We start from the raw sequence: 22,480 nt of genomic DNA, 5'->3' as shown, positions 1-22,480 counted from the left end.
TCAGCGGACGATGGCAAGCGACACGAGATCGGGCGCGCACTCCGCACGGCGCCCTGACTCGAAATTCGCCACGTCCTGGGCGCTCGCTGCGCGTCCTTCGTCGCCGCCGTCGAACATCACGCGCCATACGCCGTCATTGCTGCGATGCCATACCGTGCTGAATGCGATCAGCGTGTAGCGCGGATTCGCGTTCGGCGCGAGGTTTTCCAGCAGGGCCGGTCCGCTCGACAGCACGGTCGATGGATCGCCTGCCTGCACCACCCAGGCGGGGTACCAGCGCACGCGCATGCTCTTGCCTTCGAGCAGGGTCTTCCACTGCTTGACGATCGCCGCCCGGCCGCGCTGCGGATGGGCAGTGTTCGCCGCGAAGACGGCATCGCTGTCGATATGCTCGGCAAACGCCTTCTCGTCGTGCCGATCCACTGACGCGGCGAACGACAGTTCTCGTTGCCACACCGCGCAACGCGATGTTTCAGCAGCCTGCGCATGACCAACGGACGCGGCCACACCCAGCACGGCCAGAATCAGGAAACGCTGCATGGGCGCAACCTCAGGGGGGGAGTGCGGCAAGCATGATTTCGCCTTGCGCGTCGCGAAAGTGCCGAAAGGTGGATGGGCGGGACTTTGCCGCAATGCGGTTTGCGGGCGCCGGCCAGCCTCGTCACAATGGCACTTTCCCCTGGCTGTGACGCTTCCCATGAACGCTCCCACCCGCATCGACACCACCCGTACCATCCGCGCGCCGCGCGGCACCGAGTTGAGCTGCAAGAGCTGGCTCACCGAGGCGCCGTTCCGCATGCTGCAGAACAACCTCGATCCGGAAGTGGCGGAAAATCCGGCGGAACTGGTGGTTTACGGCGGCATCGGGCGGGCGGCGCGCAACTGGGAATGCTTCGACGCAATCCTGCGCGCCCTGCGCGAGCTCAACGACAACGAGACGCTGCTGATCCAGTCCGGCAAGCCGGTCGGCGTGTTTCCCAGCCATCCGGATGCGCCGCGCGTCCTGCTCGCCAATTCCAACCTGGTGCCGGCGTGGGCGAACTGGGAGCACTTCAACGAGCTCGATAAGAAGGGCTTGATGATGTACGGCCAGATGACGGCCGGTTCGTGGATCTATATCGGCTCGCAAGGCATCGTGCAAGGCACCTACGAGACCTTCGTGGAAATGGGTCGCCAGCACTACGGCGGCAGCCTCAAGGGCAAGTGGATCCTCACCGCGGGTCTGGGCGGCATGGGCGGCGCGCAACCGCTGGCCGCGTCGCTCGCCGGCGCGTGCTCGCTGAATATCGAATGCCAGCAGAGCCGCATCGATTTCCGCCTGAAGACGCGTTACGTCGACGAGCAGGCGACCGATCTGGACGACGCGCTCGCGCGCATCGCGAAATACACCGCGGCCGGTGAAGCAAAGTCGATCGCGCTGCTTGGCAACGCCGCCGATGTGCTGCCGGAACTCGTGCGCCGCGGCGTGCGTCCGGACGCCGTCACCGACCAGACCAGCGCGCACGATCCGGTCAATGGTTACCTGCCGCAGGGCTGGACGGTCGAGCAGTGGTTCGAGCGCCGCAAGAGCGATCCGGCCGGCACGTCCAAGGCCGCCAAGCAGTCGATGAAGACGCACGTGGAAGCGATGCTCGCGTTCCACCAGCAGGGCGTGCCGACGTTCGATTACGGCAACAACATCCGCCAGATGGCGAAGGACGAAGGCTGTGCGGATGCGTTCGCGTTCCCCGGTTTCGTGCCGGCCTTCGTGCGTCCGCTGTTCTGCCGTGGCGTGGGCCCGTTCCGCTGGGTGGCGCTGTCGGGCGATCCAGAAGACATCTACAAGACCGATCAGAAGGTGAAGGAGCTGATCCCCGATGATCCGCACCTGCATCGCTGGCTGGACATGGCGAAGGAACGCATCAATTTCCAGGGCCTGCCGGCGCGCATTTGCTGGGTGGGTCTGGGCGTGCGCCACAAGCTGGGCCTCGCGTTCAACGAGATGGTGCGCAATGGCGAGCTGAAGGCGCCGGTGGTGATTGGCCGCGATCATCTCGATTCGGGTTCGGTGGCCAGCCCCAATCGCGAGACCGAAGCGATGCGCGACGGTTCGGATGCGGTGAGCGATTGGCCGCTGCTGAACGCCATGCTCAATGTCGCCGGCGGCGCGACCTGGGTGTCGCTGCACCATGGCGGCGGCGTGGGCATGGGTTACTCGCAGCATTCGGGCGTGGTGATCGTATGTGATGGCAGCGAAGCGGCCGACCAGCGCCTTGCGCGCGTGCTGTGGAATGACCCGGGCACCGGCGTGATGCGTCATGCCGATGCGGGTTATGAGATCGCCATCGAGTGCGCGAAAGAGCAGGGCCTCAACCTGCCGATGATCTGATCGAATCGCGGTGCCTTGCGGACGGCGCAGGGCACTGCTGTCGCGCCAAGGACAGGTGAGCGCCCGAGATTTGCCATAGTCGGCTGAGAAAGTGCCCGGGTCACCCCACTCGAAAGGACTCTCCATGGCTTTTTCGACTGCCCGCCGTGCATGGTGCACGGCGATGTTCGCGATCGCATGCACGGCTGTCTCGGGGGTGTCGCTCGCGGCCAGCCCACAACTGTCAGCCTCAACGAACGAGGCGCTCCAGCACGCATTGGATGCGTTGGCGCAGCGAGCGCATCCTGGCACGCTGGGTGTGGCTGTGCTTGATTTGAAGTCGGGTGCGACGGCTGGCGTCGACGCGGATCGCGCGTTCCCGATGATGAGCGTGTTCAAGGCGCCGGTAGCCGCAGCGGTGCTGTCGCGGATCGATGATGGATCGCTGTCGCTGCAGCAGACGGTGATGGTGACGCGCGATCAGGTGATGGGCGGCTCGGCGATACCTTCCATCGGCGCACACTTCCACGGCGAGCGCATGAGCTTCACCATCGAGCAGCTGCTGAAAGCCGCGGTGACCGAGAGCGACAACACGGCCGTCAATGCCTTGATACGCGCCGTCGGTGGTGCTGGCGTGGTGACGAGGTATCTGCATGCGCACGGCATCGATGGCATGCGCGTGGACGTGGACGAGGCAGACATCGCGCAGGTGTTCCACGGTCTGCGTCCGGGCGAACAGGCGCCGGCGCATGAAAGCAGTGCGGCCGCGGACCAGCGTTACCAGTCGGGCTATCAGGCCTTTCTCGCCGACCCGCGCAATCGCAGCACGCCGGATGCGGCGATCGCGTTCCTCCGCAAGCTGGTCCAGGGTGAGTTGCTGTCGCCGGTATCAACGCAGCGCCTGCTCGCGCTGATGGAAGCGCAAACCATCCCGAACCGCCTGCGCGCGGGTTTGCCGGCAGGCCTGACGTTTGCCGACAAGACCGGCACGTCCGGCGCGCTGGGCAAGCGCATGGCTGCATTCAACGATATCGGCATCATCCGCTGGCCCGATGGGCACACCGTGCTGGTGGCCGCGTTTCTGATGGACTCGTCGGCCAGCGATCAGCAGCGCGCCGCGCTGTTCGCCGATATCGCGCGTAGCGTGGCGTCCTCGGTACATCCATAAAACGCCCACCGGTGGTGCAGGGCCGCGCCCGGGCGCATCATGTCGCCACATCCAACGAGGAGTGGCGACATGCCGGTCGAACTGAAGATGTTGGCGTGGTCGGTGGTGTTGGGCCTGGTCTACGTGGTGTTTGCGGTGACGCTGGCCACCATGCAGCGAGGCATGGCCTGGAATGCCGGCAATCGCTCCGGCGAAGCCCCGCTGACCGGCGCCGCCGATCGGGCCAGCCGCGCCAGCCGCAATTTCCTCGAGACCTTTGCGTTCTTCGCGGCCGCCGTGCTGGTGGTCGTGGTGGGGCAATGCGCGAGTGGCACGACCGCGCTTGGCGCCGAGATCTACTTCTGGGCGCGCGTGGTCTACCTGCCGATCTATGCGGCCGGCATTCCCTATCTGCGCACCCTGGTGTGGGCGGTGTCGATCGCAGGCCTGTTGATGGTCTTGTCCGGCGTATTGGGTTCGCACTAACGGAACGGCGCTTGATGCCGCGGCCCGCCCGATGGCGGGCCACGTTTGTGTGCGCGTGTCTATCGGGTCGTGCTGCTCATGGCTCCCGCTTTAGCGTCAAAGACTTGGCGTGCGCCGGAATTCCGACGTCAGTTTTCCGCCAGTTCCGGGTCGGCAGCCAGCTGGCTTATTTTTGCTTTTCCTCTTTTAGTCAATCACTTGCGCAGGTTTTTCCAGGTTGCTTCGCAACGGGCGTTCGCAAGCCATTCGAGGCGTGACCACACTGGTGGTCCGGCACGGCTTGTGTCGGGCCGCCGGGCAGGGTCCGGCGGTTTCCTTGATTGACGACTGGAGAAACTGCATGAACACCAACACTGTACGCACCGGCTCGCTGACCGAACTGTCGAGCTACCCCAAATGGGCGCGCGAGATGATCGAAGCCTGCGAACCCGCCCGCCGGAGCGTCCGCGACCACGTGATGTGGGACATGATGAGCGAAGGTAGTATCGACTTGGCTACCGTGCGCAACTTCATGGTCGGCACCTGGTCGCTGATCGAGCGCTTCCCGGGCTTCATGGCATTGAGCCTGCTCAAGACGCGTTATGGACGCAGTGCCGGCGACAACATGGCCCGACGCTGGCTGGTCCGCAACATCCGCGTGGAGCAGAACCATGCCGAGTACTGGCTGGATTGGGCCGAGGGCTCGGGTGTGTCGCGTGAGGAGGTGCTCGACGGCATGCCCCCGCGCGGCACGCAGACGGCGGCGGAGTGGTGCCATGACGTCTGTGCCCGCGACACGCTGGCTGCCGGCATCGCCGCCACCAACTACGCCATCGAAGGCGTCACCGGCGAGTGGTCCCAGAAGGTGTTCGACAGCGTGGCCTACGCCAACAGCCTGCCGGCTGCCGGTCGCAAGTCCACCCTGCGTTGGCTTCAGCTACACGCCGCTTATGACGATACTCATCCGTGGGAGGCGCTGGAGATCGTTTGCACCCTGATGGGCAGCCAGCCCGCAGAGGAGGAAGTGGAGCATCTGCGCGAATGCATCGAACGTAGCTACGTGAGTCTGCACTACGGTCTGGAGCGTTGTCTGGTGCAGCACACGATGAACGAAGTGGCAGAGCAAGCGGCATAACGGGGATCTCGTCGTCGACAGCGTGACGGGACGAGATGTAGCTTTATGGAGTGGTCGTGTAAAAGGACGCCATGGATTTGATCCGTAGCACCTCTCCAAGACCGCTGTCCCGGCGCTTGAGGCCATTGGCCTATGGGCTGGTGGCCGTCATCGGCCTGATTCTCATGCTTACCTGGGGAGCCCTCCAGGTCCAGGTCACTCTCGCCGGTTTCCTCAACGGCGAGAGTGTCTGGAGCAAGGCGCAGAAGCAGGCGGTGGTGGACCTGCTCGGTTATGCCCAGTCCGGCGATGCGGCCCGGCTGGCGGCCTTTCGCCGAAACTACGGACTATTGACCTCCGATGGCTGGGCGCGCGACGCGATCGCCTCGGGCCATTACGACCGCAAGCTCATCCACGAGGCGTTCCAGCGCGGCAAGATCCTGCCGCAGGCCGAGCCCGGCATGATCTTCATGCTGCGCTGCTGCACTGATGTGCAGCACATGCACGAAGCCGTTTCGCTATGGCGCGCCGCCGATGGTCCGCTGGGCCAGCTCGATGGCGTGGCCAAGGAATTGAGCGAAGCCTATGCGCGCGGCCAGCCCGAGCCGGCATGGCTGCAGTGGCAGCTCGATCGGATCAACGGGCTCAACAACGATCTGGAGCCGCTTACCAACGGTTTCTCGCTGGAAGTGGCGCAGGGCGCGATCTGGCTCGGCAAGGTGCTGTTCGCGGCGGTGTTCCTCACCGCGTGCATCGCCTCCTTGCTGTGGCTGCGCATGGCCCAGCGCATCCTGTCGCGGATCCGCGGCACCGAAGAGCGCTACAGCATGCTGTTCAACAGCGCCGCCGACGCCATCCTGATGGTGGACGAAGAAAGCGGCCGCATCCTGGAGGCGAACCGCACGGCCTTGCAATGGACCGGTCGTGACGAGGACAAGCTCACCGGCGAAGCCCTGTCCACGTTCTTTACGCCGCTGCTGCACCGCGCCGATGGCGCCATCACCGGCGAGCTGCGCATGGCGGACGGCGAATTGCGCCCGGTGGAGATGCGCAGCAGCGTGACCCACTGGGGGGCGCAGAGCGTTCGCCAATCGATCCTGCGCGATATCACCGAACGGGTGAACCTGGAGCAGCAGCGGCGCATCGCGTCGGAGGCGCTGGCCAGCATTGCCGAGGGCGTGATCATCGCCGAGGCGGATCGGCGCGTGACGCGCGTCAACGCCGCGCATATCCGCATGACCGGCTTCACCGTGCAAGCCCTGCAGGGGCTGCGTTTCGACGACCTGCGCTGCCTGGCCGACGGTTCGCCGCTGCCCAACTCGGTGTGGGACGTGATCGAGGCCGAGGGCAACTGGGTCGGCGAGGTACGCAGCCGCCGCATGGATGGCACCAGCTATCCCGAGCTGCTCAGCATCAGCGCCATCCGCAACCCGGAAGGCGAGGTGCAGCATTACGTGGCAGTCATCAACAACATCAGCACCGCCAAGGCGAACGAACAGCGCCTGCAATACATGGCCGCGCACGATACGCTCACCGGCCTGCCCAACCGGGCCGAGTTCGAGCGTCGCTGCGTGCAGGCGGTAACCACTGCCGAGCGGGAGCGCGGCATGGCCGCCGTGGTCTTCATCGACCTGGATGCCTTCAAGGCGGTCAACGACAGCTACACCCATGCCATCGGCGATCACCTGCTGGTGAAGGTGGCCGAGCGCATCGTCTATGAGCTGGGCGATCGCGGCGTGGCGGGCCGCATCGGCGGCGATGAGTTCACCGTACTGCTGTCGGACCTGCATTCGCGCGAGCAGGCGAGCGCGCTGGCGGGTCGTCTGTTGACGGTGCTGTCGACGCCGTTTGCGGTGGGCGACTACGAGCTTGCGCTCAGCGCCAGTATCGGCATTGCCTGCTTCCCGCTCGACGGCACCGACGTGCCCACCCTGATCACCAATGCCGATGCCGCCATGTACGCGGCCAAGACCGAGGAGCGCAACGCGTTCCGCTTCTACTCGCCGCGCATGCAGGCCGACGCACGGCGCCGTATCGCGCTGGCCTCGGAACTGCGCAAGGCGCTGTCGGAGAACGAGTTCCGCCTGATGTACCAGCCCACGGTGGAAATGCGCACAGGCCGCATCGTGGCGGTCGAGGCGCTGTTGCGCTGGTATCACCCGCAGCGCGGGCTGATCGCGCCGGGCGAATTCATCCCGATGGCGGAGAAGCTCGGCCTGATCCGGCGCATCGACCAATGGGTGCTGCAGGCTGCATGCGAGCAGATGTCCGCGTGGGACAAGGCCGGACTGCCGCCCTTGCGCATGGCGGTGAATGTGTCGGCGAACTGGTTTGGACAGGCCAACTTCGTCGACGAAATCCGCATGCTCCTTGAAGCGCGCCGCCTGGCGCCCGAGCGGCTGATGCTGGAAATCACCGAGGGCGCCATTCTTCGCCTGGGCGAGGAGATGGAGCGGACCCTGCACGCGTTGCACTCGTTGGGTGTGGGCGTGGCGATCGACGATTTCGGTACGGGCTACTCGTCGATGAGCTATCTGAAACTGCGCGCCATCGATTACCTGAAGATCGACCAGAGCTTCGTCGCCGGCCTGCCTGACGACGTCAGCGACGGCGCCATCGTCGAGTCCATGCTGACGCTGTGCCGCCGTCTCGACATCAGCCCGATTGCCGAAGGCATCGAAACCGAAGAACAACATCGCTTCCTGCTGCGTGCCGGATGCACCGAAGGGCAGGGCTTCCTGTATTCGCGTCCGGTCGAACCCGATGTGATCGCCCAGTTGCTCAGCCCCGGCCGGCGCCAGGGCAATTCCCACCTGCGCCTGGTGCCGCCCGAGGCTGGCTGATCGTCAGTGCAGCGTGACGCTGACTATTTCGCGGTCAGGCTGATAAAGCGTCGGAAACTGTTGCTGAAGATGCGTGACCTTCGGTGCATCGTTGAACACGATGTACGGTTCGTTCGGATGACGCTTCGCATAGTCCTGGTGATAGGACTCGGCGACATAGAAACCCTTCAGCGGCACCACCTGCGTCACGATGGGATCGGCATAGGCATGCGCGGCGCTCAGCTGGGCGATGTACGCGGTGGCAACGCGCTTTTGGTCGTCGTTGCCATAGAAGATCGCCGAACGATACTGCGTGCCCACGTCCGGGCCCTGGCGATTGAGCTGGGTCGGATCGGTGGCCACCGAGAAGTACACCTTCAGCAACTGGCCATAGCTGACCTTGCTGGGGTCGTAGACGATCTTCACGGACTCGGCGTGGCCGGTGTCGCCGTCGCTCACGCGATCGTAGTCGGCGGTATTGGCGGCGCCGCCGGAATAACCGGCCCACACTTTCTTCACGCCTTTGACGTGCTCGAACACGGCCTGCAGGCCCCAGAAACAGCCGCCGGCCAACACGGCCACCTGATCGCCCTGGGCGGGCGCGGCATCGACCGCCGGGTCGGGAATCACGGTGTTGTCGCCGGCGGCGGCCAGCGTGCAGGCGCCGAGGCCTGCCATCAGAACTAGCCCAGCGAGGGCGGGGAACAGCTTGAATCGGCGGATGCTCATGAACGAACGCTCCATCGAGGAGGGGGACGGCATGCCCGCAGGATCGCGGGCCTTGCTTCCTTATTCGCCGCCGGGTCGCTTCCGGTTACCTGCATCCTGACAGCTTGCGTCCGGCCGGGTGCAAAGGCATCGCCAAGGCGGTGTTATCGTGCGGCTTTCTCGCCATGGAGGCCGCCATGCCGCACCAGCTTGATCTCGAGGGCTACCTGCAACGCATCGGGTTTGTCGGCGAGCCCAGGGCAGATGTAGCGACCCTGCGCGCGCTCGCTACGGCGCATATCGCGGCCATCCCGTTCGAGAATCTCGATCCGCTGCTGGACGCGCCGGTGTCGCTGGAGCTGGCGGCGATCGAAGACAAGCTGGTGAACGGCCAGCGCGGCGGCTACTGCTTTGAACAGAATGCGTTGTTCACCGCCGTGCTGAAGGCGGTGGGCTTCGATGTCACCGGGCTGATCGCCCGCGTGCTGTGGAACCAGCCCGAGGATGCCGAGAGCCCGCAAACGCATATGTTGTTGCGTGTGGAAGTGGAGGGGGAGAGCTGGCTGGCCGATGTGGGCTTCGGCAGCATGGCGCTGGGCGGCGCGCTACGCCTGGTGGTCGATGAGGCGCAACCCACTTCGCTGGAGCCGTTCCGGCTCATCACCGACGGCGTGCAGTGGCGCATGCAGGCACGGGTGGGCGAACAGTGGCGCACGCTGTACCGGTTTCGCCTGCAGCCCGCGGAGCCGATCGATTATGTGGTCGGCAACCACTTCACCTCGACTTATCCCTCGTCGCTGTTCCGGCACAATCTCATCGTGGCGCGCACCCTCGCCGATCGCCGGCTCGCCCTGCGCAACCGCGAGTTCGCCGTGCATGCCCTGGGGCACGAATCGGTGCGCCGCACGCTGCAGAGTACGGACGAGATCAGGCGAGTGATCGCGGAGCAATTTGGCATCCGCCTGCCGGCATCGTCGCTGCTCGATGCCAGGCTCGCCGCGCTGCCGATGCCGGAGGCGTGATCAGTCCAGCGCGTTCACGTGGATGACGAAGTCTTCCAGCTGCACCACCTGGCCCGCGTGGATCTTGCAGGTCTTGCGCAGCTCCTGCTGGCCGTCCACATAGACCACGCCCGACGCCACGATGGCCTTGCCGGCGCCGCCGCTGTCGCACAGGCCAACCAGCTTCAGCAGTTGGTTGAGTTCCACGTAGTCGCGGTCAAGGTCGAAATCGATGTCTTGCATGGTGATGTGCGTACTCAGTCGTCGGTATCGTCGAAAGCGCTTTCAGGCAGCGCGAAGAACACGAAGAACGGGGCGCCGGCGTCCTGCCAGTAGTCGACCGCTTCCTCGAGAATATCCAGCAAGGTGTCGAAGTCGTCCTCGTTGCGGCTGCGCATCTGTTCGGCGTGGTCGAACAGCAGGATATAGCCGCTGGCCTTGAGCCAGGACAGGTCGCGCATGCTGTCGGCCAGCGCATCCCAGTTGCGGCCAAAGTCGGCGGGCAGCTGCAGCGCCCGGGTCAGGCGATCGAACAGCGCCTCGTGATCGGTGTAGTCAGCCAGGCTGATGCGGCATACGCGCAGACCCTGCATGCCGGCCGCTTCGGCCAGGGGCTCCAGATCCTCGCTGGTGACGAAGAAGATGCCGCCGTCTTCGGCATCGCCGAAATCGAGATCAAATTGCGCGCTCATCGGGATACCTCGAACTGGCGGAACGTACGGTAGTGGTCGTCGGTGTAGTAGTAGGTCTGCGGCGGCGTGCCGCCGGTGATGATGCGCCGCGCGCCGCGGTAATCGAGTCCCGGCGTGTCCACCGTGTACTCGTGGTAATACCCCTGGGGCCTGGCCGGCAGGCGCCCTTCGCGATTCTGGAACACCACGCCGTCCTGGCGATGCTCGTACGGACCGCCGTTGGCGATGCGCCGCAGGATGTCGGCCGCTTCCGGCGGCAGGAACGAAGGCAGCGAGTCGCTGCGCGTCGGTGCGGCGCCTGGCGCGGTCGCGCTTTGCGACGCCACGCTGCCGGGGGGCGCGGGTTCCGAGGTGTGGCGACCCCACAGCAGCGCCGCCACGGCCAGCACGACCAGCAGAAGCAATGGTTTGAGTGCGCGCATCACGAAACGCCTGGTCAGAGTGGCGCGAGTGTAGATCCTTCGGCGTGCCCAGGCACGCGGGCATCAGCCCTTTTTGTCCACCCGCCGCTGCAGCGACATGGCCGCGGCGGGATTGCGTTCCTTCGCGCTGCTGATGAAGTAGATGAATACATCGCGCGGCGCCTGAGCTTTCAAGGGCGCCGACACGTGCGGCAGATCCGGCAGGTCGTGGCCCTCGGCCCAGGCACGTGCGCGCGTGGTCCAGATATCCAGGTCGCCCGATGGATAGCCCGTCTCCAGCTGCGCTTCGCTGCGCATCAGCCGCGCATAGGCGAAGTCGCCGGTCAGGTCGGCCAGCGACGGATGCTCGGGCGAATCGGTGAATACGGTGGGGATGCGATACGAGCGCGCCAGCTCCACGTAGCGCTCGTCGAGAAAACTGGGGTGGCGCACCTCCAGCACATGGCGCATCGGCTGGCCATTGAGTTCGCGCGGCAACAGATCGAGGAAGGCGGCCAGGTCGTTGGCATCGAACGGACGCGTCGGCCTGAGCTGCCACAGCACCGGTCCCAGGCGATCGCCGAACTCGGCCAGGCCGCCAAATACGAAGCCATCGATACCGCGACCGGCATCGGCCAGTCGCTTGCCTTCGGTGACGTAGCGCGGCGCCTTCAGCGAGAACACGAAACCTGCCGGCGTTTCAGCCGCCCACTTGGCGTACGTCGTGGGCTTTTGCGCGCCGTAATACGTGCCGTTGATCTCGATGGCGCGCAGATGTCGGCTGGCGTATTCCAGTTCACGGCGCTGCACCAGGCCGGTGGGATAGAAGTTGTTGCGCCACGGGGCGAAGTTCCAACCGCCGATGCCGACGCGGATACGCGATGCAAGGCCCTGCGCGGGAGCAGGCGAGAACAGGTCGGCAGACATGGCGGGGACTCGGAGGGGATGGCCGATCATGCCACGGGCGAGATGAAGAGAGGCATCAATCCGCCGTGATGGTAGCGGATACCGCCTTCAGTCCAGGGGCAGGTGATTGGGATACGGTCCGCGTGCCGCCATGAATGCCGTTGGCGTCATGCCGGCAAAGTCGCGGAACTCGTGCACCAGATGCGCCTGGTCGCCGTAGCCGCCGTCGATCGCCACGCCGCTCCAGTCCACGGCGGTCGATCGATAGACCGCATCCACCACGTGGCGAAAACGCATCAGTCGCGCATAGCGCTTCGGCCCCATGCCCACCTGCCGGCGAAATAGACGGCCAAAGCGATATTCCGACAGCCCGACATCGCGCACCAGCGGACCAATGCGTGCCACTTGCGGCCGTGCGCTGATCTGGTCCAGCGCATGCAACACCTCGGGGGCGAGTTGTGGTTTGCGCATATGGGCGAGCAGCCATTGCTCCAGCACAGCGAGTCGCTCGTGCGGGCAGGGCGTGTCCAGCAACTGCTCGCGCAGGCGGTGGGCGCTGTGGCCGAAGATGTCTTCCAGGCCGATGTCCTGGCCGACCAGCGCTTCGTGGTCTTCGCCGGTAAACGCATGCGCGCCACCGGGATGGAACACCGCGCCCATCACGCGTACCTGTTCGGCAGTGTCGATGATCTGGCTGCGCAGGCACGGTCCGCCGATCACCGAGGCGGCGGCGCGCAGGCAGCGGCGATCCGCGTCGTCGCTGTAGACGCGGGTCTCGTTCTCATGGAGGTTGATGATCAGCGCCGCGCCCGGCACCGGCAGCACGCGTTCGAAGTGATGCGCAGCCGGCGGCATATCCCAATCCCACAGGCGGGAAATCAGGGCGTTGAGCGGCGGCGCAGGTACGACGACGTGGTGTCCCATCGGCTGACTCCGGGTGACGTCCGGAGTTTAGGCCGATGCGGCATGACTGTCAGGATGGCTTGCCGGGAAAGACGGTGGTCGACGGGCTCGGTGCCGTCGCCGGATCGTGCTGCATGGTGCGCACCACCATGTCCTGCGGCGTGGTGAGCGGCAGATCGGCCTTGCGCAGGCGATCGAGGATCTCGAACAGCAGGTCGCTCTTGACCGTGCCCGAGTCTCGCGGATTGTTCACGTAGGCAGTACACACGAACATCATCGAGCCCGAATCGATACTGTCCAATTGCACGGTGGGTGCCGGCGTGTTGAGCGTCACCGAATGATTGCGCAGGATGTCGAAGATGATCTGCCGCACCTTGTTCGGATCGGTGCCCAGCGGCATCGGCAGGCGGATCTGCACGCGGCCCTGCGCATTGGCGAGCGTCACATTGCGCACGTTCTGGGTGATCAGCTGCGAGTTCGGCACGATCACGGTGGAACGATCGCCTTGCTGGATCTCGGTGGCGCGCACATTGATGCGCTTGATGTCGCCCTCCACGCCGCTGATGCTCACCCAGTCGCCGACCTTCACCGGTCGCTCGGCCAGCAGGATCAGGCCGGAGATGAAGTTCTGCACGATCGCCTGCAGGCCAAAACCGATACCCACGGACAGCGCACTGGCCACCCAGGCGATGCTTTGCACGTCCACTTTGAGCGCGCCCAGCACCAGCACGAACACCAGGATGCCGCCCACGTAACCGAGCAAGGTCACGATGGACATCTGCATGCCCACGTCCAGCGACGTTTTCGGCAGCAGCTGCTTGCTCAGCCAGCGCTTGATCAGGCGCACGACGACGTAACCGACCACCAGCACCACCATTGCATTGAAGATGCTGGTGGGATTGATGGTAAGCGTGCCCAGCGAGAGGCCGTTGAAGATGCGCGTGCCGCGATCCATCAGTTCGTTGGCGCCCGCACCATAGGGCGCCAGGATCAAGGGGATGGCGAACATCAACAGGAAAGCGCGGCCGACGCCGGACAGCACGGTCGCGGTCTGTTCGAGGCGGGCCGGTGCGATGCCGAAATTTTCCTGCAGTCGTACACCAGTGCGGGAGTCGGGCGAGAGCACCGATTCGCACAGATCGTTGATCAGGTGCATGACCACATACAGCGCGGCGATCAAGAAACCTGCGCGCAGCATCTGCCGCGCCACGTAGAAGGCGAGCGCGATATAGCCGGTGAACACCGAGATCAGGGTGATCAACATGCCCAGGAACGCACACAGCACCAGCACGCCCACCCACAGCGGCCGGGCCGCGGGTGTGGCGCCGCTGGTGAGCAGGGCACGGCGCGCGCGGCTCATCAGCACCAGCGCATAGGCCACCAGGCCGCCGATCAGCGTGGCCGCCAGCGCATTGGCGGCCATGGCGGTGGAGAGGCTGGCGCTGATGTCGTTGGTGACGCGTTCGATCACGCCCAGCAGCAAGGCGCTGTACGCCATCAGGCTGGGGAAGGGCCACAGCCGGGTCGCGAGGTTGTCGGAGATCGGCGGCAGGCGCCAGGATGGATGCTTCACCATCAACAGGGCACGGCCCAGGCCCGCCATGGTCGCGACGTAGAACATCAGGCGAACAATGGGGCGCACCAGTTCGTCCAGTTCCTCGTCGAACACGCCGTTCCAGTTCACCGCCAGATAGATCAGCCACGCGGCGATGCCATAGATCAGGGTCGTGCCGACGGTGACCACCACCGCCATGGCGCTGCGGCGCAGATGACCCGACGGCAGGTAACGCGCCGCGATGTCCAGCATCTTGTATTCGAAGACGCGCCGCCCACCCGCGAGCAGCGCGACGGCGGCAGTCAGGCACAGGATGAAGGGCAGGCGATTGCCCGGCTGCCAGGCCTGGGCGAGCGCGCCCTGCACGGACTGTGAGAGCTGCCGGAAGTTGCCGCTGTCATCAGGCAGGTTCTGCGCGAAGCGGCTCCAGAACGCCATGCTCAGCGGCGATGCGCTGCGCTGGCTGATCTGCGCCTGGAACAAGTTGCGGCGCAGCGCGGCGATTTCGGTGAGCAGCTGCTGGCTCTCGCGACTGAGCAGCTTGGACTGGGTGAGCTGGCCGGTGAGGTCGGTCTGGTCCTTGCTCAGTTGTTTGCGCTGGGCCGCCACTTCCGGCGTTTCCGCCGGGGCGCCTTTGGCCGGCGCCGGGCCGAGCACATCGAGCTTGGCCTTCAGCGCATCAGCCTGCGGAGCGAGGCTGGTGGTCAACTGGTCGGCTTGCTGCTGGATCGCCTGCGTCTTGCTGCGCGCGTCGGTGAGGATGTCGTCGGTGAGCTTGGTCTTGTCGGTCAGCGTCTTCTTGATCTGGTCGAGCTGTGTGCTCAACTGGTCAGGCGTGGCGAGCACGGTCTGCTGGATCTGCCCGTTGTTCTGGGTGTCCTGGGCGAAGGCGGGAGAGGCGCCAGCGACGGCGAATAGAAGGATCAGCAGCAAGCGAGACAGGGTAGGCATGCGGGCATGATCCCGACCGGTCCTGAACCGGTCAATGAATAAATGTTTTGACGGTGTGTTCAGGCCCGGGCATTCACGCTCTCTTGATGAGCGCCTTCGACCTCGCCAACACCATGCCGCCCTGGGACGGAAACGTCGCCAAGGCACGCCTGCTTCAGTCCGAACTGGCGGCGCAGGTGCGGCTGATGGACGACTATCCGCCACTGCGCCATGTCGCCGGCGTCGATGTGGGCTTTGAAGAGAGCGGTGCGGTGACGCGCGCGGCGGCGGTGTTGATCGATGCGCAGACGCTGGCGCCGATCGCCGAAGTGGTCGCGCGACAGCCGACGCGCATGCCCTATATCCCCGGGCTGCTCTCGTTTCGCGAGCTGCCTGCCTTGCTGCAAGCTTTGTCGGAACTGCCGGAATCGCCGGATCTGGTGTTCGTCGACGGCCACGGCATCGCGCATCCGCGACGACTCGGCATCGCCGCGCACCTGGGCGTGGTCACCGGCTTGCCGACCATCGGCGTGGCGAAATCGATCCTGGTGGGTGTGCACGAGGAAGTGGGGCCGCACCGTGGCGACCGTCAGCCGCTGGAGTACAAGGGCGAAGTGATCGGCTGCGTCCTGCGCAGCAAGGATCGCATCCGGCCCTTGATCATTTCGCCGGGGCATCGCGTGAGCATGGCGACTGCGCCGGAACTGGTGCTGGCATTTGGCACGAAGTATCGGTTGCCCGAGCCTACGAGGCTGGCTGATCGGCTGGCGTCGCGGCGAGGAACCGTGCGTCGCTGACTTTCAGCTGGTCGCGCGAACCAGGCGATAACCAAACGCCGCCGCCAGCCGGGCTACGGCAGCGATCGCTTCGGGCTGCCGCGACACTGATCCGCTCGATGCGCCCAGTCGCCAACGCGCTCGCTCGTGCGCCACGGCACGCGAACTGGCCAGCCCGTGCTGCTCCAGTTCGCGCAGAAAGCGATACACCGTGCCGAGACTGGTGCGTGGCTCCAGCGCCTGCGCCCGACACATCAGTTCCACCGCATCCGGCTCGTCACTCGCCTCGTGCAGCACCTGCCAGATCGCCAGGCGCGGCGGCGTGGCACGCATGCCCGCCTGCGCCAGCAGCTGATGAACGTCGGCCGGCGCAGTGGACATGGCGTCAGGCATCCTTGTTGCCCTTGGCGATCTCTTCCGCGGCCTTGCGGATGATGTCGCCGATGCGCTTCACCTCATCCGTATTCCACGGGCCGCCGTGCATGAACAGCGCACGCTTGAGGCTGTGCATGGCCTCGCGCAAGGCCATCGGGGCGGCAGCGCGGGCAAACATCTTGGCGGTCTGCTCCATGCGCGACATCACCGTGTCCACGGCTTCCTTGTTTTCGGCGAGAAACGCCTTGCCTTCGGCCGTGATGGTGTAGAGCTTCTTGCCGCCGTCGTTTTCCACGCTCGCGTGACCCAGCTCCTCGAGCAGGGTGAGGGTGGGATAGACCGCGCCGGGGCTGGGCGAGTAGGCGCCGTCGAACATCTCCTCGATGGTGCGGATCAGTTCGTAGCCATGACGCGGCTGTTCGGCGATCAAGGCGAGCAGGATCAGCTTGAGGTCGCCGTGGCCAAACACGCGGCCCCCGCGGAAACGTCCACCCATGCCACCCCAGCCGCCTTCACCCTCGTCGTCCCCGAAGCCCCGACCGCGTCCCCGGCCACGGCCCATGCCGATGGCCTCGCGGGCCCAGGCGTCGCGGCCTTCGTGGCAGTGGTGGTGATGGTGCGCGTGGTGCCGATCGAACAAATGACGAAATCCCATGACTAACTCCGATATATCGTAAGTAACAGTCTTAAGATATATCGTGAGTTTCGAAAAATGCAAGTGCGCGCCCATGACGGCGCCCCTGTCCCCCCTTGTGGGAGCGCACCCTGTGCGCGAACGCGGCGCGAGAGCGCCGCCCCGGTTTGATAGGCCGCCGCCGTCGCGCACAGGGTGCGCTCCCACAAAGGAGGAGTCGAAGCGCCTGGTGTCTTGAAACTCCCGTGACTTGCCTTCACCCAAGTGCTATCAAGCGCCTCCTCCCGCGCCGCCGCCTCCCAAGGACGACCTCCCCATGCTGTTCCGCTGGTTCGAATCGCTGATCGACGCGTTCCGCGAACCCGTCGACGGCATGCCGCCGTCGTCGGTCTGGCGCTTCTACGTGTTTTATCTGCGCCAGGTGTGGCCGGTGTTCGCCGCCGCGCTGGTGGTGGGCTTTGGCGTGGCGCTGGTGGAGGTGTCGCTGTTCGGCTTCATCGGCAGCATCGTGGATATGGCCAAGGGTGCGCCGGTCGCCGACTTCTTCCACCTGCACGGCAACGAACTGCTGTGGATGGGTTTCGTGGCGCTGATCGCACGCCCGATCCTGATCGGCGCGCACGACCTGCTGGTGAACCAGGCCATCGTGCCCAACCTCACCAACCGCATCCGCTGGCAGAACCATCGCTATGTGATCCGCCAGAGCCTGGGCTTTTTCCAGAACGACTATGCCGGTCGCATCGCCAACCGCATCATGCAGACCTCAGGCGCGCTGCGTGAATCGGCGGTGCAGATCGTGGATGCGATCTGGTACGTGGCGATTTACACCGGCAGCGCCATTTTCATGTTCGCCAAGGCCGATGTGTGGCTCGCCGTGCCGCTGGTGGTGTGGCTCATCGCCTATGTGGCCACGCTGCGCTATTTCGTGCCGCGCACCAAGGAGCGCTCATGGCGCCAGTCAGAGGCGCGTTCGCGCCTGATGGGGCGCATCGTCGATGGCTACAGCAACATCCTCACGCTGAAGTTGTTTGCGCATACGCAGCGCGAGGAGGCCTATGTGGCCGATGCGATGGGCGAACAGATCAGGCGCATGCGCGCGATGACGCGCCTGACCACGGCCATGGACGCGACCATCACGACTTTGAACGGTTTTCTGATCGTCGGCACCTCGGCGCTGGCGCTATGGCTATGGAGCCAGGGCAAGGTCACCGTGGGCGCGATTGCGCTGAGCACCGGCCTGGTCATCCGCATCAACAACATGTCCGGCTGGATCATGTGGGTGATCAACGGCATCTTTGAAAACGTCGGCACCGTGCAGGACGGCATCGAGACCATCTCCAAGCCCCGCACCGTGCAGGACCGCGACGGCGCCATGCCGCTGGAAGTGACTGAAGGCGCCGTGCACTTCGAAGACATCCACTTCCACTACGGCAAGAAGGGCGGCGTGATCGCCGGCCTCGACCTCAAGGTGCGCGGTGGCGAGAAGATCGGCGTGGTCGGCCCCTCCGGCGCGGGCAAATCGACTCTCGTGAATGTGCTGCTGCGCCTGTACGACCTCGAAGCGGGGCGCATCCTGATCGATGGCCAGGACATCGCCCAGGTGGCGCAGGAAAGCCTGCGCGCGCAGATCGGCGTGGTCACGCAGGACACCTCGCTGCTGCATCGCTCGATACGCGACAACCTGCTGTACGGCCGACCCGATGCCACCGAGGCGCAGGTGATCGAAGCCGTGCGCAAGGCGCGCGCCGAGGAATTCATTCCGCAACTGGTCGATGGCGAAGGCCGCGTGGGTTACGACGCGCACGTGGGCGAGCGCGGCGTGAAACTCAGCGGCGGCCAGCGCCAACGCATCGCCATCGCACGCGTGCTGCTGAAAGATGCACCGATCCTGATCCTGGACGAAGCGACCTCAGCACTGGATTCGGAAGCCGAAGCGGCGATCCAGGACAGCCTTGAAGTGTTGATGCGCGGCAAGACCGTGATCGCCATCGCCCACCGCCTGTCCACCATTGCGCGCATGGATCGCCTGGTGGTGATGGACAAGGGTGAGATCGTGGAAACCGGCACCCATGCGGAACTGATCGCACGTGGCGGCCTCTATGCGCGTCTCTGGCAGCGCCAGACCGGTGGTTTCGTGGCGGCGGAGGATCCGGCCGAGGACAACGCGCTGGCGTGAAAGCGGGCGAGCATGTCGCAGCCACTGCTGCCATCGCTGTGAATATTCGCCAGTGGCCTGAGCTTTATTTTGTTCTGCATTTCACGGGCATCACCGCAGCATGGTCGGTGCACACGCAGTGGAGTTTCGACATGCCTACCGAACGCGCTTTGGCTCGCGCCCGCAAAGATCAACGCCAGGGCAAGTCGGCCAGCACCCAGGCCGGCGAGTTCGTGCGCGAGGAAATCGAGCGCATCCGCGAAGGTGTGCATGGCGCGCGTTCGCCGGAACAGGCCATTGCGATTGGCCTGTCGCAGGCGCGCCGCGCCGGCATCGATGTGCCGGCGCAGAAGGGCGCCAAGAGCACCCGCAAGAAACCGGTCGCCAAGAAGCGCGCGATGACAAAGGCCGCCTCAGCCAAGCGCAGTCGAGCGACATTACAGGCGCTCAAGCGCGAGAGCACGGCGTCGGCTTCGAATGCCGCGCTGTCCAAGCACGCGCGCAAGGCCGCCGCTGCCCGCACCCCAGCCGAACGTTCCGCCGCGGCCAAGAAGGCCTCGCGAACCAAGGGGCCCGCGGTACGCAAGGCCGCGGCGAAGAAGGCCGCTGCGACCAGCAGCCGAGCGGCGGGCGCCGTGCGTGCAGCACGTACGCGCGCCATGCGCTCACGCGCGCGCTGACTGCTAGCGATCGAAGACCAACAGGGTTGAGGTGGCCGTACCGTACAGGCGGCCCTGGGCGTCCATCAGGCTGGCTTCCGCGAACGCCACGCGGCGCCCGATGGTGCGCACGCGGCCCTCGGCGCGGACGCGACCCGTATCGCGTGTCATCGCTTTTTGGAAGGTGACCTTGAGCTCCAGCGACGTATACGCCTGCTCCGCGGTGAGCCGCGAATGCACCGCGCAGCCGCATGCCGAATCCAGCAGCGTGGCGAAATAGCCGCCATGGACGATGCCCATCGGGTTGTACGCATGCACGCCGGGCACACCTTCGAATGCCGCGTAGCCTTCACCCACGTCCACGAGATCGAAATCCAGCGAGTCGCCGATGCCCGGGCGCTGGCCCGAGGCGATGAATGCGCGCAATTGCTCCAGCCCGCTAAGGCCCTGGCCGATCTCGGTAATCATGCTCACGATGCGGACTCCAGGCCCAGGCGCTGTTTCAGCAGGTGCCGCGAATCGGCCAGGATCGCATCAGAACGCTTGGCGTCCGTCTCCACCCGGGCCAGCGACAAGGCGCCGACCAATTCGGACACGGTGGAACGAGCCAGGGTCTGCGGATCGCTATAGCCCAAGGCGGTGAATCGCTCCGCCATGGCGTCGGTGAGACGGCGCGCGCCGTCGGCAAACAGCGCACGGGTCTGCTCGGGGAGGCGCGGCAGATCAGAGGCCAGCGCAGCCATGGGACAGCCGCTGGCGCGCGCGTCGCGATGCTTTTTCGACAGATAGAAATCGATGTAGTTGGCCAGCCCCTGGGCGGGGGCGTGGCCTTCCATCTCATGCTTCAGGCGTGCACGCGACTCCTCGAACATCTGCTCGATCGCCGCCGTGACCAGGTCGTCCTTCGACTTGAAGTGCGCATAGAAGCCGCCGTGGGTGAGGCCGGCCTCGGCCATTACGCCGGCGACGCCAATGCGGTCAGGACCATCCTGACGGATCGCCTTGGCCGCTACTTCCAGCACCTTGCTGCGGGTTTTCTGTTTGTGTTCGGCGTCGTAACGCATGGCCGCTCCACGTAGTTTGTATGATTTCAATCATACTATTGACAGCGGACATCGCAAGTGGCAGCGCCATGAGACGCCGCCGAATCACGCACGGGGCGGCTCGTTCGACGGCGGTTCGCTCGCGGCAGGGACTACGACCACCGGTTCCACGATCACCGTTTCACGCCGCGGGAAGGTCATGCTGGGCAGCACGTCGTCGCGTCGGATCAGCCCGTGGTAGAGCGCGGCGCCCATATGTCCGAGTACGGTGACGAACAGCAGATAGGCCAACCATCGATGCGTGACTCGTAGCCACGCATAGGTTTCGCCGTCGAACGAAAGCAGCGGCGGCAGATGCAACGAACCACCGAGCGAAATCGGGTAACCGCCCGCCGAAAGCATCGCCCAGCCCACCAGGGGCAGCGTGAGCATCAGCGCATACAGCACCCAATGCGAGGCATGCGCCACCCACTGCATCAACGGCGGCATATCGGCCGGCAAGGGCGGCGGCGGGTGGCGCCAGCGCACGGCAAGGCGGATCAGCGCCAGCACGAAGATGGTGGCGCCCAGCGGCTTGTGGAGGGCGAGCAGCCATTGGTGTTTTTCCGACACGGTCGACACCATGCCCACGCCAACGAACAGCATGGTGAGGATCAGCAAGGCCATCAGCCAGTGCAGCAGGCGCGCGAGCGGATGAAACGCGCCGGGATAGGTAGCGTGCTTGGCATTCATCACGGGTGCTCCGAGGGCGTGGTCGCGCGCGCGGCGCCGGGGACATGCGCTTCTTCGCTGGTGCGGCGCAGATAGGACACGGCATAGGCCGCGGAGCGCGCTGGCAGCAGCGGGTCGTCGGAGACTTCGATGCCTGCGGGAACGATGGTCGGGTCGTAATTCACATCGCGGCAGGGGCCGCTGTCCTGCGGCTGCTCGCTTTCGATCACCAGCGTGCCCGCGTCGATCGTGTGGCGATCGGCGGGCCATTGCTTGGTCGCGTCATTGGTGGGATCGCCGGGCTCGGCCAGGGTTACGCGCAGCTGCCAACGCTGTGGTCCTTGCGCCAATCGCTGCTGCAAGTCCTTGGCCAGATAATCCGGGTCGCCGGCTTGCGGGCCGGTGCCGGCATCGTCGTTCGCGACAGGGGTGACTTTCCAGCGCACCGCGTGGCGCTTGCCGGTGCCATCGACGAAATAGAACGCGTTGAGCCCCTCGTAGGTCTCGGTGACAAAACTCGCCGAGGGCTTGGTCGTTTTCACCCAGGCGAGAAATGCAGCGGTCTCCGGGTGTGAGGCGAAGAAGGCGCCAACCTTCTTGGGATCGGGCTTGCCGGTTGCCGGGTCGGGCAGGGTGGCCACCAGTTGCTCGTAAAACGCCTGCGGCGTCGCCACCGGGAACACCGGCATGCTGTTCATGCCGGTGCGCCACTGCTGGCCATTGGGTAACGCAAAGCGCAGCGCAAAGCTGCGGATCGGCACGCTGCTGTCGGGCGCATAAGGATTGCCGCCGGGCAGGGCAAAACGGCCCACCACGGGCGTGCGACTACCTGCCGTAAACACGCTGGCCGTGGAATACGCCGCGGCCTCACCATTGCTTTCGAAATAACCCGCCACGCACACACCCTTGGCGTGATTGCGCCGGAAGCCGGGATGCACGCCACCGCCTTCCTGCAGCGTATCCACCAATCGACGCGACGTCAGTCTTTGCGGCGTCAGCCAGCCGGCCACATAGGCAAACGCGCCGGCGAGCACGGCCACTGCAAGGCCGATAACCAGCCACCTCAAGGGTTGATGTGAAGGTGGCTGACGAGATGGATCGGTCATGCGGCGCTCCCGGGATCGCAGGTTGGATAT

The 22,480-nt window shown here is 65.3% G+C and carries 23 protein-coding genes; 9 read left to right on the top strand and 14 right to left on the bottom strand.

Features of this window, described 5'->3' with window-relative positions; genetic code table 11:
* Complete coding sequence (locus tag AC1DE1_RS03400; RefSeq protein ID WP_477175823.1) at positions 1-540, bottom strand: YybH family protein; 540 nt, start codon at positions 538-540, stop codon at positions 1-3.
* A 157-nt stretch (positions 541-697) separates the two neighbouring features.
* Between AC1DE1_RS03400 and hutU the strand changes: the two genes are divergently transcribed.
* The 5 genes from hutU (at position 698) to AC1DE1_RS03375 (ending at position 7,916) form a co-directional block, all read left to right on the top strand.
* Positions 698-2,368 (top strand): urocanate hydratase, encoded by a 1,671-nt coding sequence (gene hutU / locus AC1DE1_RS03395; RefSeq protein WP_441603433.1) that lies wholly within the window; start codon positions 698-700, stop codon positions 2,366-2,368.
* 124 nt (positions 2,369-2,492) lie between these two features.
* On the top strand, positions 2,493-3,515 hold the full coding sequence (gene bla, locus AC1DE1_RS03390) for a class A beta-lactamase (protein ID WP_477175822.1): 1,023 nt from the start codon (positions 2,493-2,495) through the stop codon (positions 3,513-3,515).
* Between the two features lie 69 nt (positions 3,516-3,584).
* Complete coding sequence (locus AC1DE1_RS03385) at positions 3,585-3,980, top strand: MAPEG family protein (RefSeq protein WP_477175821.1); 396 nt, start codon at positions 3,585-3,587, stop codon at positions 3,978-3,980.
* 340 nt (positions 3,981-4,320) lie between these two features.
* Positions 4,321-5,094 (top strand): iron-containing redox enzyme family protein, encoded by a 774-nt coding sequence (locus AC1DE1_RS03380; protein ID WP_441603430.1) that lies wholly within the window; start codon positions 4,321-4,323, stop codon positions 5,092-5,094.
* 71 nt (positions 5,095-5,165) lie between these two features.
* A complete protein-coding gene (locus AC1DE1_RS03375) occupies positions 5,166-7,916 on the top strand; it encodes a putative bifunctional diguanylate cyclase/phosphodiesterase (protein ID WP_477175820.1) in 2,751 nt (916 codons plus the stop codon).
* Between the two features lie 3 nt (positions 7,917-7,919).
* On the opposite strand, the gene msrA is transcribed toward AC1DE1_RS03375, so the two are convergent.
* On the bottom strand, positions 7,920-8,624 hold the full coding sequence (gene msrA / locus AC1DE1_RS03370) for a peptide-methionine (S)-S-oxide reductase MsrA (protein WP_477175819.1): 705 nt from the start codon (positions 8,622-8,624) through the stop codon (positions 7,920-7,922).
* Between the two features lie 176 nt (positions 8,625-8,800).
* Here msrA and AC1DE1_RS03365 point away from each other — a divergent pair, with 176 nt between their 5' ends.
* The gene (locus AC1DE1_RS03365) at positions 8,801-9,625 is read left to right on the top strand and encodes an arylamine N-acetyltransferase family protein (protein WP_477175818.1); all 825 of its coding nucleotides are present in this window, start codon (positions 8,801-8,803) and stop codon (positions 9,623-9,625) included.
* On the opposite strand, the gene AC1DE1_RS03360 is transcribed toward AC1DE1_RS03365, so the two are convergent.
* The 6 genes from AC1DE1_RS03360 to AC1DE1_RS03335 form a co-directional block, all read right to left on the bottom strand.
* Positions 9,626-9,847 (bottom strand): RNA-binding S4 domain-containing protein, encoded by a 222-nt coding sequence (locus AC1DE1_RS03360; RefSeq protein WP_441603426.1) that lies wholly within the window; start codon positions 9,845-9,847, stop codon positions 9,626-9,628.
* Between the two features lie 14 nt (positions 9,848-9,861).
* Positions 9,862-10,296: a barstar family protein gene (locus AC1DE1_RS03355; RefSeq protein ID WP_441603425.1), complete on the bottom strand. Its 435-nt coding sequence runs from the start codon at positions 10,294-10,296 to the stop codon at positions 9,862-9,864.
* Positions 10,293-10,718, bottom strand: coding sequence for a guanyl-specific ribonuclease (locus AC1DE1_RS03350; RefSeq protein WP_441603424.1), 426 nt, complete (start codon positions 10,716-10,718; stop codon positions 10,293-10,295). The genes AC1DE1_RS03355 and AC1DE1_RS03350 overlap by 4 nt, the downstream gene beginning before the upstream one ends.
* A gap of 63 nt (positions 10,719-10,781) precedes the next feature.
* Entirely contained in the window at positions 10,782-11,624 is an 843-nt protein-coding gene (locus tag AC1DE1_RS03345) for a DUF72 domain-containing protein (RefSeq protein ID WP_441603423.1), read from the bottom strand.
* An 87-nt stretch (positions 11,625-11,711) separates the two neighbouring features.
* On the bottom strand, positions 11,712-12,527 hold the full coding sequence (locus tag AC1DE1_RS03340; RefSeq protein ID WP_477175816.1) for an AraC family transcriptional regulator: 816 nt from the start codon (positions 12,525-12,527) through the stop codon (positions 11,712-11,714).
* Between the two features lie 49 nt (positions 12,528-12,576).
* Complete coding sequence (locus AC1DE1_RS03335; RefSeq protein ID WP_477175815.1) at positions 12,577-15,012, bottom strand: DUF3772 domain-containing protein; 2,436 nt, start codon at positions 15,010-15,012, stop codon at positions 12,577-12,579.
* 86 nt (positions 15,013-15,098) lie between these two features.
* On the opposite strand from AC1DE1_RS03335, the gene nfi reads away from it, so the two are divergent.
* On the top strand, positions 15,099-15,788 hold the full coding sequence (gene nfi / locus AC1DE1_RS03330) for a deoxyribonuclease V (RefSeq protein WP_477175814.1): 690 nt from the start codon (positions 15,099-15,101) through the stop codon (positions 15,786-15,788).
* Between the two features lie 3 nt (positions 15,789-15,791).
* Here the strand turns inward: nfi and AC1DE1_RS03325 are convergent, their stop codons facing one another.
* Entirely contained in the window at positions 15,792-16,148 is a 357-nt protein-coding gene (locus AC1DE1_RS03325) for a Fur family transcriptional regulator (protein WP_477175813.1), read from the bottom strand.
* 4 nt (positions 16,149-16,152) lie between these two features.
* The gene (locus tag AC1DE1_RS03320; RefSeq protein ID WP_477175812.1) at positions 16,153-16,797 is read right to left on the bottom strand and encodes a PadR family transcriptional regulator; all 645 of its coding nucleotides are present in this window, start codon (positions 16,795-16,797) and stop codon (positions 16,153-16,155) included.
* Positions 16,798-17,095: 298 nt separating this feature from the next.
* Between AC1DE1_RS03320 and AC1DE1_RS03315 the strand changes: the two genes are divergently transcribed.
* Positions 17,096-18,952 carry an ABC transporter ATP-binding protein gene (locus tag AC1DE1_RS03315; RefSeq protein WP_477175916.1) on the top strand — a complete coding sequence of 619 codons (1,857 nt, stop codon included), beginning with the start codon at positions 17,096-17,098 and terminating at the stop codon, positions 18,950-18,952.
* Between the two features lie 131 nt (positions 18,953-19,083).
* Positions 19,084-19,611: a DUF6496 domain-containing protein gene (locus AC1DE1_RS03310; protein ID WP_477175811.1), complete on the top strand. Its 528-nt coding sequence runs from the start codon at positions 19,084-19,086 to the stop codon at positions 19,609-19,611.
* A 3-nt stretch (positions 19,612-19,614) separates the two neighbouring features.
* Here AC1DE1_RS03310 and AC1DE1_RS03305 read toward each other — a convergent pair whose 3' ends face one another.
* From AC1DE1_RS03305 to AC1DE1_RS03290, 4 genes are all read right to left on the bottom strand, one after another.
* The gene (locus AC1DE1_RS03305; RefSeq protein ID WP_477175915.1) at positions 19,615-20,058 is read right to left on the bottom strand and encodes a PaaI family thioesterase; all 444 of its coding nucleotides are present in this window, start codon (positions 20,056-20,058) and stop codon (positions 19,615-19,617) included.
* A gap of 2 nt (positions 20,059-20,060) precedes the next feature.
* Entirely contained in the window at positions 20,061-20,654 is a 594-nt protein-coding gene (locus AC1DE1_RS03300; RefSeq protein ID WP_477175810.1) for a TetR/AcrR family transcriptional regulator, read from the bottom strand.
* 84 nt (positions 20,655-20,738) lie between these two features.
* A complete protein-coding gene (locus tag AC1DE1_RS03295) occupies positions 20,739-21,365 on the bottom strand; it encodes a cytochrome b (protein WP_477175809.1) in 627 nt (208 codons plus the stop codon).
* A complete protein-coding gene (locus tag AC1DE1_RS03290) occupies positions 21,365-22,450 on the bottom strand; it encodes a catalase family peroxidase (protein WP_477175808.1) in 1,086 nt (361 codons plus the stop codon). Before AC1DE1_RS03290 ends, AC1DE1_RS03295 begins: the two co-directional genes overlap by 1 nt.
* Between the last annotated feature and the right edge of the window lie 30 nt (positions 22,451-22,480).

The organism is Dyella sp. 05T440 (assembly GCF_056395965.1).
This window is presented reverse-complemented; position numbering and strand designations above follow the sequence as displayed.